The sequence below is a fragment of the Streptomyces sp. NBC_01433 genome (assembly GCF_026340105.1).
Classification (GTDB): domain Bacteria; phylum Actinomycetota; class Actinomycetes; order Streptomycetales; family Streptomycetaceae; genus Streptomyces.
This window is the reverse complement of sequence record NZ_JAPEPM010000001.1, coordinates 2,755,776-2,767,104: the sequence shown is the minus strand read 5'-3', so window position 1 is coordinate 2,767,104 and position 11,329 is coordinate 2,755,776. Positions and strand designations below refer to the sequence as shown.

Annotated in this window: 10 protein-coding genes; 4 read left to right on the top strand and 6 right to left on the bottom strand. The window is 72.5% G+C overall.

Going from position 1 to position 11,329, the window contains the following annotated elements; genetic code table 11:
* Positions 1-110: 110 nt before the first annotated feature.
* From OG413_RS12445 to OG413_RS12435, 3 genes are all read right to left on the bottom strand, one after another.
* Positions 111-761, bottom strand: coding sequence for a hypothetical protein (locus OG413_RS12445; protein WP_266805106.1), 651 nt, complete (start codon positions 759-761; stop codon positions 111-113).
* Between the two features lie 184 nt (positions 762-945).
* Positions 946-1,668 (bottom strand): GntR family transcriptional regulator, encoded by a 723-nt coding sequence (locus OG413_RS12440; RefSeq protein WP_266805104.1) that lies wholly within the window; start codon positions 1,666-1,668, stop codon positions 946-948.
* A 90-nt stretch (positions 1,669-1,758) separates the two neighbouring features.
* Complete coding sequence (locus OG413_RS12435; protein WP_266805102.1) at positions 1,759-3,132, bottom strand: aspartate aminotransferase family protein; 1,374 nt, start codon at positions 3,130-3,132, stop codon at positions 1,759-1,761.
* Positions 3,133-3,292: 160 nt separating this feature from the next.
* Here OG413_RS12435 and OG413_RS12430 point away from each other — a divergent pair, with 160 nt between their 5' ends.
* Both OG413_RS12430 and OG413_RS12425 read left to right on the top strand, forming a co-directional pair.
* Positions 3,293-3,889, top strand: coding sequence for a type 1 glutamine amidotransferase family protein (locus OG413_RS12430; RefSeq protein ID WP_266805100.1), 597 nt, complete (start codon positions 3,293-3,295; stop codon positions 3,887-3,889).
* Entirely contained in the window at positions 3,886-4,365 is a 480-nt protein-coding gene (locus OG413_RS12425) for a MarR family winged helix-turn-helix transcriptional regulator (protein WP_266805098.1), read from the top strand. Before OG413_RS12430 ends, OG413_RS12425 begins: the two co-directional genes overlap by 4 nt.
* 111 nt (positions 4,366-4,476) lie before the next feature.
* Here the strand turns inward: OG413_RS12425 and OG413_RS12420 are convergent, their stop codons facing one another.
* Genes OG413_RS12420 through OG413_RS12410 form a run of 3 tightly spaced genes read right to left on the bottom strand, consistent with a single transcriptional unit; the run spans position 4,477 to position 8,818 of the window.
* Positions 4,477-7,737 (bottom strand): amino acid adenylation domain-containing protein, encoded by a 3,261-nt coding sequence (locus OG413_RS12420; RefSeq protein WP_266805097.1) that lies wholly within the window; start codon positions 7,735-7,737, stop codon positions 4,477-4,479.
* Positions 7,738-7,775: 38 nt separating this feature from the next.
* Positions 7,776-8,600, bottom strand: a complete 825-nt coding sequence (locus OG413_RS12415) for a mycofactocin-coupled SDR family oxidoreductase (RefSeq protein ID WP_266805095.1) — start codon at positions 8,598-8,600, stop codon at positions 7,776-7,778.
* A gap of 47 nt (positions 8,601-8,647) precedes the next feature.
* Entirely contained in the window at positions 8,648-8,818 is a 171-nt protein-coding gene (locus OG413_RS12410; protein ID WP_266805093.1) for a hypothetical protein, read from the bottom strand.
* A 33-nt stretch (positions 8,819-8,851) separates the two neighbouring features.
* On the opposite strand from OG413_RS12410, the gene OG413_RS12405 reads away from it, so the two are divergent.
* Both OG413_RS12405 and OG413_RS12400 read left to right on the top strand, forming a co-directional pair.
* Entirely contained in the window at positions 8,852-10,546 is a 1,695-nt protein-coding gene (locus OG413_RS12405; RefSeq protein WP_266805091.1) for a serine/threonine-protein kinase, read from the top strand.
* 141 nt (positions 10,547-10,687) lie between these two features.
* Positions 10,688-11,320, top strand: a complete 633-nt coding sequence (locus OG413_RS12400; RefSeq protein ID WP_266805089.1) for a hypothetical protein — start codon at positions 10,688-10,690, stop codon at positions 11,318-11,320.
* Positions 11,321-11,329: the final 9 nt, after the last annotated feature.

Genomic DNA, 11,329 nt, shown 5'->3' with positions numbered 1-11,329 from the left:
CCCGTGCGGCGGACAGGCTGAGAAGTGAACCCCGGCCGTCCCGTGCGGCGGACGGGCTGAAAACCCCCGGGCGGGCTTGGAGGTGGTGGTGGGCCGGGGGGTGTGCGGTCTCAGCTGAAGATGATCATTGAGCCTTGGGCCAGGCTGCGGGTCGCCGCCGCGTGCAGGCCGAGCCAGACGTGCCGTTCACGGGCGAACGGGCTCTCGTCGTACGGGATCGGGCCCGCCGGTTCCTCCAGCGAGGTCGGCCGGGCGGGCGGCTGAGGGGTCGCCGGGGGGTTGGCCGGGTCGATGCCGATGGCCGGGGCGACGAACTCCAGCTCCCGCAGCAGCCCGTGCGCCGAGCCCAGTGGGCCGCCGCCCTCCAGGAGCCGGTCGTCCGAGAGCGGGTACGGGAAGTCCACCGGGACGTACGCTCCGGCGTGGTCGTAGTGCCAGACCAGGTGCGACGCCTGTGCGTTCTGCTCGAACATCTCCAGCAACTGCTGGTAGTCCCCGCCCAGTTCACCGATGGGTGTGACGGCGAGTCCACTCAGCGTGAGCAGGTAGGCCCGGCGCAGGAAGTGCAGGGCGTCGTAGTCGAATCCCGCGACGGGGGCGACGTCCCCGTTCAGGCCCGGCATATAGGCGTAGACGGGGACGGGGGGCAGCCCCGCGTCGCTCAGCGCCTTGTCGTAGATGGCGATCTCTTCGGCGAACGGATTGTCGGGGCTGTGGCACAGCACATCGACGAGGGGGACCAGCCACAGGTCACAGGCCACGAAGTCTCGCTCTCCAATGGGTTCGGCGATCGTCGGGACAGCGTAATGCGGCCGCCACGTCGCGCACAGGGCCCCGACGGGAAGCGGACGGGGCAGGGAGGGGCAGGGAGAGGCCGGGAGGGGCAGGAGAGGCAGGAGAGGCCGGGGGGCAGGGACGGGGCTCTTCCGGGGCGGAGTGCCGGCGTCAGGCGCAGGGCTCTTCCGGGGCGGGCTCGGCGGCGGGGGCCTTCTCCCGGGCCTCCTCCTCCGCCAGTCGGTCCGCCCAGGCCAGCGCGTGCGCGTAGTAGGACCGCATCGTCGCGTGGACCTGGTCCCGGTCGCCGCGGGCGATCGCCTCGACCAGTTCCTCGTGGCCGAACCACAGCCAGTTCCCGTTGTCCTCGTCGCCCCGCAGTCGGTGCACGGCGAACACCCATGCCTGGACGCGGAGTTTGGCGAGGAAGCCCATGATGTACGGGTTCATGACGAACGCCCCGAGTTCCCGCCAGAACCGCAGGTCGTACCCGATCAGTACGTCGAGGTCGCCGCCCTTCGCCGCCCGTACCGCCTCTGCCGCGCGCCGCCGGATCGACGCCATCGCGTCGTCCCGGGTGGCCACCTGGTCCCCGGGGCTGCGGAATATGCCCTCCACCACGAGGGAGCGCGCCTCCACCATGGAGCGGTAGTCGGCGATGGTGAATTCGCGGACCTGGAAGCCGCGGTGCTGATCGGACGTGAGCAGCCCCTGCGCGGAGAGATCGAAAAGCGCCTCGCGGACGGGCGTCGCGGAGACTCCGTACTGCTCGGCGATCTGTTTGACCGTGAATTCCCGCCCCGGTCGCAAACGCCCTGCGAGCACCTCGTCACGCAGCGCGTCGGCGATCTGCTGGCGCAGCGTACTGCGGGTCACACCTCCGCTCGCACACATGACGCCCCCTCCCCTTTTCGGCTTCGGTCACCTTAAGCCAGGTCACGGTGCCCGGATCCGGGCAGGGGGAGGGGGGCCGCGTGCGGCTGACTACACCGTGTGCTCGTCGGCGACCGCGAGGGCCGCGTCCAGAGCCGCGAGCCCTTCCTTCGCCTCCGCCTCCGTGACGTTGCAGGCGGGAACGGCGTGGGTGCGGTTCATGTTGATGAAGGGCCACAGGCCGTGCTTCTTCGCCGCCGCGCCGAAGGCCGCCATCGGGGCGTTGGCCTCACCCGTGGCGTTGTACGGCACGAGCGGCTCGCGGGTCTCCTTGTCGCGGACCAGGTCCAGCGCCCAGAACGCGCCGAGGCCGCGGACCTCGCCGACCGAGGGGTGGCGCTCGGCCAGCTCGCGCAGGCCGGGGCCGAGGACCGTCTCGCCGATGTGCGCGGCGTTCTCGATGACCTTCTCGTCCTCCATCACCTGGATGGTGGCGACGGCGGCGGCGCAGGCCAGCGGGTGGCCGGAATAAGTGAGGCCGCCCGGGTAGGGGCGGGTGTCGAAGGTGGCGGCGATCTCGGCGTTGATGGCGACGCCACCGAGCGGTACGTAACCGGAGTTGACGCCCTTGGCGAAGGTCATCAGGTCCGGCACCACGTCGTAGTGGTCGGCGGCGAACCACTTGCCCGTACGGCCGAAACCGGCCATGACCTCGTCGAGGACGAACACGATGCCGTACCGGTCGCAGATCTCGCGGACGCCCGCGAGGTAGCCGGGCGGCGGGGTCATGATGCCCGCGGTGCCGGGGATCGTCTCCAGAATGATCGCGGCGACGGTGGCCGGGCCCTCGAAGGCGAGGGTGTCCTCCAGGTGCTGGAGTGCGCGGGCGCACTCCTCGGCCTCGGTCGCGGCGTGGAACGGCGAGCGGTAGAGGAACGGGGTCCAGAAGCGGACGACACCCGCGGAGCCGTTGTCCGAGGGCCAGCGGCGCGGGTCGCCGGTGAGGTTGATCGCGGTGGAGGTGGCGCCGTGGTACGAGCGGTAGGCGGAGAACACCTTCGTACGGCCGGTGTGCAGCCGGGCCATGCGGATGGCGTTCTCGACGGCCTCGGCGCCGCCGTTGGTGAAGAAGATCTTGTCCAGGTCGCCGGGGGTGCGCTCGGCGATGAGGCGTGCGGCCTCGGAGCGCGCCTCGACGGCGAAGGCGGGGGCGAAGGTGACGAGCTTGCCCGCCTGCTCCTGGATCGCCGCGACGACGGTGGGGTGCTGATAGCCGATGTTGGTGTAGACGAGACCGCTGGTGAAGTCGAGGTAGCGGTTGCCGTCGTAGTCCCAGAAATACGCCCCCTCGGCGCCGGCGACGGCGAGCGGGTCGATCAGGCCCTGGGCGGACCAGGAGTGGAACACGTGCGCGCGGTCCGCGGCCTTCACGGCCGCACCGGCCGCGGAGTCGACAAACGGGGCATGAGGGGCATGAGGGGTCATGCGGCGAGCGTAGGCGGTGGCAGGGGTGGTGCTCCATGGCCACCTTGTATGGCCTGGGGCCTGCGGTTCGGCAGGGTGTCGGGTTTTTCGGGCGATGCGAATATGCGACAGCATGCTGTCGTTATGGCAGTATGCTGTCATTGAGCTGAAGGAGGCCGCCATGACCCGCACGACCGTTCACCTCGCCGTTTACGACACGTTCGCCGACTGGGAGACGGGCCACACCACCGCCCATCTCGCCAAGAACGGCTACACCGTCCGAACCGTGGGCGCGGGCCCGGAGCCCGTCACCACCATGGGCGGCATGCGCGTCCTGCCCGATCTGACGCTGGACGAGCTGCGGCCCGAGGACAGCGCGCTGCTCATCCTCACCGGGGCGGAACTCTGGGACTCCGGCGACGAACTCGCCCCGTTCGCCCGCCGGGCCCGCGCCTTCCTCGACGCGGGCGTGCCGGTCGCCGCGATCTGCGGGGCGACGGCGGGACTGGCCCGCGAAGGGCTCCTCGACGACCGTGCGCACACCAGCGCCGTCTCCTTCTACCTGGCCGCCACCGGATACGGGGGCGGTGAGCGGTACGTGGACGCCGACGCGGTGACGGACGGCGGGCTCCTCGTCACGGCGGGTCCGACCGAGCCGGTGGCGTTCGCGCGCGAGGTGTTCGGGCTGCTGGGGGTGTACGAGCCGAAGAAGCTGGACGCCTGGTACCGGCTGTTCCACGACTCCGACGTGAGCGCGTTCGAGGTGTTGCAGGGATGAGCCGGGAGGACCAGGACCGGCTGAGCCGGACGGCGCTCACGGTCTTCCGGCTGAACGGACAGTTCCTCGCCGTCGCGGACGAGCTGGCCCGGCCCGGCGGGCTGACGGCGGCGTGGTGGCAGGTGCTGGGCGCGGTGCTGCCCGAGCCGTTGCCGGTGGCCGGGATCGCGCGGGCCATGGGGATCACCCGCCAGAGCGTGCAGCGGATCGCGGACCTGCTGGTCGCGAAGGGGCTCGCGGAGTACGCGGAGAACCCGGCCCACCGGCGCGCCAAGCTGCTCCGGCCCACCGCGGAGGGGCTGGCGGCCGTGGGTGAAATCAACCCCGGACACGCGGAGTTCGCGGCGCGGCTGGCCGAGCGGCTGGGCGAGGGGGAATTCGCGCGAGCCGTGGAGCTGCTGGAGCGGCTGTCGGCGGCGATGGACGCGGTGACCGCGGTGACCGCGTCCGCGTCTCCGGCCGGAAAAGCCCCGTAACCGACGGACTCGATCGCTCTCAGGGGCCCTTGGGCAGACAGGGCTCCTGGGCACGGCTCCTGGGTACGGCGGGCTTGGACGCCTCGCGCTCATGGGCAGCGGGCCGGTGGTTCACCCGGCACGTCCGGCGGTCAGCCGGCGGATCGTCGGGAACGTGTACAGGTCGCGCATGGAGACCGTGGGCCCACCGCGTCGGCGCAGCGCCGCGCCGACCCGCATGGCCAGCAGCGAATTGCCGCCCAGGTCGAAGAAGTTGTCGTCCGGGCCGACGGGGACGCCGAGCACCTCCTGCCAGACATCGAGGAGGGCGGCCGTTAGCGCGTCCTCCGGGGCGGCCGGGGAGGTGTCCCCCGCCCCGTCCGCGGTGTCCGGCACCCCAACGGTGACGGGGGCGGGAGCCGGGGCGGAGGAACCGGTGTCCGGCCGCGCGGGACGTGCCACCGCGGCGGGCCGGGGCAGCCCGGCCGCGTCGAGTTTGCCGTTGGTGGTCAGCGGCATCCGGTCGAGCGCGGTGACCGTCGACGGCACCATGTACTCGGGCAGATACCTGGCGGCCCGCTGCCGCACGGCCTCGGTGTCCACCCCCTCCAGCACCACGAACGCGTCGAGCCGCGCGGTCGCCCGGTCCTCCGGATCGGTCCTGTTGAGTACGACGACGGCGGCGCCGACCAGCGGATCGTCCAGCAGCACCGCGCGGATCTCGTCCAGTTCGATACGGAAGCCGCGCAGCTTCACCTGGTTGTCCAGCCGGCCCAGGTGCTCCAGCCGGCCGTCGGGCAGCAGCCTGCCCTTGTCACCGCTGCGGTACAGCCGCTCCCCGGTGCGCGGGTCGCGCAGGAAGCGCTGCCCGGTGAGGTCCGGCCTGTTCAGATAGTGCGCGGCGAGCCCGGCTCCGCCGACCTGGATCTCCCCGGCGACCCCGAACGGCAGGGGCCTGCCGTCACGGTCGGCGACCCGCACCCACCAGCCGGGCAGGGCGTGCCCGACCGACTTCGATCCGGTGAGCGCCTCGGCCCTGGTGACGGTCTGCGCGGTCACATGCACGGTCGTCTCGGTGATGCCGTACATGTTGACGACCCGGCACACGGTCTCCGGATGCCGGTCGAACCACGGCAGGAGCATGCGCGGTTCGAGCCCCTCGCCGCCGAGGACCACCAGGCGTACGGGGACAGGTTCCGCACCGTCGCGTTCGACGTCCAGCAGGTGGGCGAAGGCCGACGGGGTCTGGCTGAGCACCGAGACCCGCTCCTGGACCAGCAGCCGGTGGAACTCCTCCGGCGAGCGCGACACCCAGTAGGGCACCACGACCAGACGGCCGCCGGTGAGCAGGCAGCCCCAGATCTCCCACACCGAGAAGTCGAAGGCGCTGGAGTGGAACAGCGTCCAGATGTCGTCCGCGCCGAGGCCGAAGTCGTCCGTCGTGGCGGCCATCAGGCCGAGCACGTTCACGTGCGGGATGACGACACCCTTCGGGCGTCCGGTCGACCCGGAGGTGTAGATGACGTACGCCGGGTCCTGCGGGCCGGTCGCCGAGGGCGGCGGTCCGTCGCACGCCTCGGGGGCCAGTTCCGCGAGCGCGGCCGTACCGATCACGCGGACACCGCCGTCACCGCCGTCGCCACCACGGTCGTCACCGTTGCTGTCGCCGCCGGGGAAGTCCGCGAAGTCGGCGACGACCGTGCCGAGTTCTGCGTCGGCGGCGGTGTAGGACAGCCGGTCGCGCGGATAGGCGGGGTCCATCGGCACATAGGTGGCGCCCGCCTTGAGCACGGCGAGCAGGGTGACGATCAGCTCGGCCGATCGCTCCAGACACACCCCGATCCGGTCGCCGTCGGCCACACCGAGCCGGCGAAGGGCGTGGGCGAGCCGGTCGGCCCGGTGGTCCAGCTCGCCGTAACTGAGCCGGGAGCCTTCGAAGGACACCGCGACGGCGTCCGGGCGGGACGCCGCGAGGGCGGCTATCGCCGTGTCGATCCGCTCGGGCTCGAACGGCGCCCGCCGGGCGGGCCGACCCGGGTCGTGCCGGCCCGGCGCCGCCGTCCTGTCCAACTCGTCCTCGTCCAAAGGCTCCACGCTCGCGACCGGGGTGTCCGGCGACTCGACGAGCGTCCGGTGCACCCGGCACACGTGCCGCAGAAGCTGGTCGGCGATGTCCGCGCGCAGGGTCCGGGCCGAGAAGTCGCAGCGCAGCTCCCGCCGGTGCGCGGCGTCGCGGGTCACCGACAGCGTCACCGGGAACGGGGCGCGCTGGAACGGCCGGTACGCGACCGGGTCCGCGCCGGGGAAGTCCGCCGGGCCGTCGTCCTGGACGACGATCCCCACGGCGGGCACGGTCACCGAGTCGCCGAGCACGGACGCCAGTTCCCGACGGAGGTCCTCGGTGTGCCAGGCCGGACCGCCCGCCAGGCCCGCGCGGACCCGCTCGTCCACGGTGCCGAGCGTGTGCGCCGGGTCGGCGTCCACCGCCACGAGGGCGACGCCCTCGACACCGTGCGCGTCGAAGGGGTCGGTGACCAGCGCCGGGAGAACCGGCCGGGTGAGGCCCTCGTAACGGGCGAGAACGATGCCGAGTGCGGCGCTCCAGCTCCCGGTGTCGCCCACCGGGGCTCCGGCGGGCAGCGTCAGCACACGGCTCGCCGTCGTGTCCGGGCCGGACGGGCGGCCGAGTCCCCAGTCCGGCCGGGCGTCGAACCGGCCGCCCGCGAGGTCGGCGACCCACGCGGCAGGGTCGGGGGTCGCCCAGGCGGCGGCGGGGGCCTGGCCCTCGCCCCCGCCTGGGCTCGCCGCGGTGGCGGGGACCGGCGTACGGCCCAGCAGCTCCGCGGTGAAGTCGCCCAGCGCCCCGGCGCCGAGCACCGCGCGGTGCGCGACCACGACCAGTTCGGCCACATCGTCGGCGTACGTCAGCAGCACCGCGCGCACCGCCGCGTCCCGGTGGGCGACCAGCGGCCGGGCGAGCTCCCGCGTCCGCCACCGCTCGGCGTCGGGCGCGTCGGAGCGGCACGGCACCGGCTGCCGCCACAGCCGGGCGGCAGCCGGGAAGACCGCCCCCGTCGCGGTGGCGGACAGCAGCGCGGCGGCGAGGGAGGCGAACCGCTCGGACAACTCGTCCGGCGCGTAAGGCGCTTCCGGTGCGTAAGGTGCGTCCGACGTATTCGGCGCGTCCGACGCATTCGGTGCGTATGGTGCGTACGGCGCTTCCCGTGCGTACGGCGCTTCCGCGCGCGCGGTGCCGGTGAACCGTACGCACAGCGCGTGGCACACCGCGCCCGGTGCTTCGGGGCCGCTCTCGTGGACCCGGTCACGGGGGTGGACGAGGGTGCGCCGCGCCGGTGTGAGAGCGGCGAGGGCGGCCTGTTCAGAGATCGGCACGACTGGTTCCCTGCTTCCCTTGGCATGGTTGCGGTGCCTCACCGAGCGGTGAAGCCCCCGTCGACGGTGAGCACGGAGCCGGTCACCTGCCGGGACTCGTCCGAGGCCAGCCAGAGCGCCGCCCCCGCCACGTCCTCCGGCTCGATCAGCGCGTTCATCGGCTGCGACTGCACGAAGGTCTCCTCGTGCCCGGCGACCGGGAGACCGAGCGACCTCGCGATCTCGGAGAGCATCCGGCCCTCGGCCCCGCCGTCGTCCCGGATCGAGCCGGGACACAGGGCGTTGACCCGTACCTTCAGCGGCGCGTAGTCGAGCGCGGTCGCCTTCGTCAGGCCGATCAGCCCGTGTTTGGACGCCGCGTATCCGGCGAAGTTCCGGTAGCCGACCAGACCTGCGGTGGAGGCGACATTGATCACGCTGCCCGAGCGCTGCGCGAGCATCAGGGGGGCCACCACCGAGGTCATCCGCCAGGCACCGGTCAGGTTGATGTCGATCATCACCTGCCACTCGTCCTCGGTGACCTCATGGGCCGGCCTTCCCGAAGGCGCCGCGATCCCGGCGTTGTTGAGGAGCACGTCGACGCGGCCGAACCGCTCGACCGTCCCGTCCACGGCCGCGCGCAGCGCGTCGCGGTCACGGATGTCGGCCTCCGCCGTGAGGACGGCGGCCCCCTGTTCGCGGCACAGCCCGGCGGTGTGCGCGAGCTGGCTCGTGGTGCCGAGCGGGTACGGTACGCCGTCGATGTCGCCGCACACGTCGAGCAGCGCCAGATCGGCGCCCTCCCGGGCGAACGCCAACGCACAGGCGCGGCCGACACCACGCGCGGCTCCCGTCACGATGACGGTCTTTCCTTGCAGACGCACCAGGACTCCTCAACGTTGGGGGCGGTCGGCGGACTCGCCCGCTCCACTCATCCGGGGCAGATGTCCGCGAGTACCCGGATCAGGCCCTCGGCGTTGTCGACCGGATACATGTCACCACCTTCGACCGCCACGAAGTCGAACTCCTCGCAGAGCGGGGGCCGCGGGCGTCTGTCGGCCCCCGGGCCCGCGGGGCGGGGACCGCCGCTATTCTCGACCACGGTCCGCCACGGCCGTACGGGAGGAAGCGCACCATGGAGAAGCTCGGGCCCGACGACCCGCACCGCATCGGCGCGTACCGGCTCCTGAGCCGACTGGGAGAAGGCGGCATGGGGCAGGTCTTCCTCGCCCGCTCCGACCGCGGACGCACCGTCGCCCTCAAGCTCGTCCGCCGCGAACTCGCCGAACAGCCCGAGTTCCGCGCCCGCTTCCGCCAGGAGGTCCGCGCCGCGCAGCAGGTCGGCGGCGCCTGGACCGCCCCGGTACTGGACGCCGACACCGAGGCCCCCGTCCCCTGGGTCGCCACCGGCTACGTCGCCGGGCCCTCGCTCCAGGGCATCGTCACCGGCCGCACGGGCGTCACCGCCCCGGCATCGGGCGCGTACGGCCCACTGCCTGAACGTTCCGTCCAGCTCCTGGGCTCCGGGCTCGCCCACGCTCTCCAGCACATCCACGGCGCCGGGCTCATCCACCGCGACCTGAAGCCGTCGAACGTCCTGATGACCATCGACGGGCCCCGGGTCATCGACTTCGGGATAGCCCGCGCCATGGAGGTGGCCGACGCCGGTATCACCCGCACCGGCGCGCTGGTCGGATCACCCGGTTTCATGGCTCCGGAGCAGGTGCGCGGGGAACGCGTGACCGCCGCGTGCGACGTCTTCTGCCTGGGCTCCGTCCTCGCGTACGCGGCGACGGGCCGCCTCCCGTTCGGCACTGCGGAGAGCGGTGGCGTCCACGCCCTGATGTTCCGCATCGCTCAGGAGGCACCGGATCTGACCGGCGTCCCGGTGGATCTGGTCGAACTGATAGCGGACTGCCTCGCCAAGGACCCGGCCGCCCGCCCGACCACCGACGAGATCCTGGAGCGGCTGGGCGAGGCCGAGGCCACCGAGCCCTGGCTGCCCGGCACCCTCATAGCCGAACTGGGCCGCCACGCGGTGGAGTTGCTCAACGCCGAAGATCCGGAGCAGCCGCCTTCCGGGACGCACCGACTGCTCGCCCAGCCCGAACGGCCCACCCCCACCTCCACCCCCACCCCCGCGGCGGCCCCGCAGCCGCCACCGCACTCAGCGACCCCCACCCCGCCGCCGCACCACCAGCAAAAGCCCCAGCCACAGCCCCGGCAGCAGCACCAGCCACAGCAGCCTCAACACGTACACCAGACGTTCGGTCAGCCCTACCAGCCGCCCCACCAGACCCCCGCCCCCACGCGCCGGTCCACCGGGTCCACCATCGCCCTCGTCACCGTCGCCGTACTCGTCGCCATCGGCGCGGGCGGATCGGTCTACGCCTTCATGAACGACACGGGCAAGGACACCGCCGACGCGCCCACCAACTCCCCCTCCGGAGAAGGGAAGAAGGGGAAGGGCAGCGCCGTCCCCGACGACTACCTCGGCACCTGGACCGGCACCGCCAACGGCTCCGCGGGCACGTCCACCCGGCGCCTCGTCATCCGGCAGGGCGGGGTGGGCGACGCGGTCCTCTCCCTCACCGTGAAAGGCCCCCTGGCCTCCGGCGGCACGTACCGCTGTGTGTTCAGCGCTCCCCTGGCCGACCGGCCCACCTCCGGCGACCCGGTCCACATCGGTCCGTCCACCGTCTCCGTGGGCGAGCCCGCGACCTCGTGCAGCCCGGGGAAGGCCACCGATCTGACCCTGCTCCCCGACGGCACCCTGCGCCGGGCGACCGCGGGCACCGACGAGAATCTGGTCTACACGAAGTCGGACTGAGCCCCCCCCTCGACCGACCCACTCGACCGACTCCCACCGCGAGGACCGCCATCCTCGTCGCTCCCCGGCGGAACCGGACAACGTCAGTACGACGTCCCTCGCCGTACTGCCGTTTGTCGTCCAGTGGGAGGCGTGCGCCGCATGTGGTCTGTCCTCGGGATACTCTTCGCCGCCGCGCCGCTGGTCGTCTGGAAGGTGATCGCCCGCAGCCGGGGGGTCGGTCTGACGATCGGCGGATTCCTGCTGGCCGAGGCGTGCCTGCTGGTCGCCGCCCAGCAGGGCTGGCTGTCCGTGCCCCGGGCCGACGCCCATCTCATCCACGCGGTCCTCGCACCGCTCATCGTCGCGTTCGGCGCGGTCCTGGAACACGGTGAGAAGGGCCCCGGCCCGGCGGAGTGGATTCCCCGGCGCAACGGCGCCATCGGCTTCCTGGGAGTGCAGTTCGCCCTCACCCTGGTGGCCTCCCTGCTGTACGTCCTGTTCAACAGCGAGGGCTCGGACGCGCCGCCCGCCAGTGCGGTCCCGGAGCTGCCGCCCGGCCTCACGGTCGTCTCGCAGGGCACGGGCTGCGGATCGGGCGGCTGCTACCGCACGGTGCGGATAGGCAGCACGGAGAATCTGTCCCGCCAGGAGATCATCCGCCGGCTGGACCGCCCGCACGAGACCTGCCGCACCAACGGCTGGCTCCTGGACCGCCGCGACCTGTGCATCGGAGTCACGGACAACGGCCAGTACCCGGTGCTCTACCTCAGCCTCAACAACCTGATCGACTGAGACCGGCCC

Bases quoted from the DNA above. Each gene is read 5' to 3' on its own strand.
- OG413_RS12440 (WP_266805104.1), bottom strand. From the start codon at position 1,668: ATGTGTGCGAGCGGAGGTGTGACCCGCAGTACGCTGCGCCAGCAGATC.
- OG413_RS12435 (WP_266805102.1), bottom strand. From the start codon at position 3,132: ATGACCCCTCATGCCCCTCATGCCCCGTTTGTCGACTCCGCGGCCGGT.
- OG413_RS12430 (WP_266805100.1), top strand. From the start codon at position 3,293: ATGACCCGCACGACCGTTCACCTCGCCGTTTACGACACGTTCGCCGAC.
- OG413_RS12425 (WP_266805098.1), top strand. From the start codon at position 3,886: ATGAGCCGGGAGGACCAGGACCGGCTGAGCCGGACGGCGCTCACGGTC.
- OG413_RS12405 (WP_266805091.1), top strand. From the start codon at position 8,852: ATGGAGAAGCTCGGGCCCGACGACCCGCACCGCATCGGCGCGTACCGG.
- OG413_RS12400 (WP_266805089.1), top strand. From the start codon at position 10,688: ATGTGGTCTGTCCTCGGGATACTCTTCGCCGCCGCGCCGCTGGTCGTC.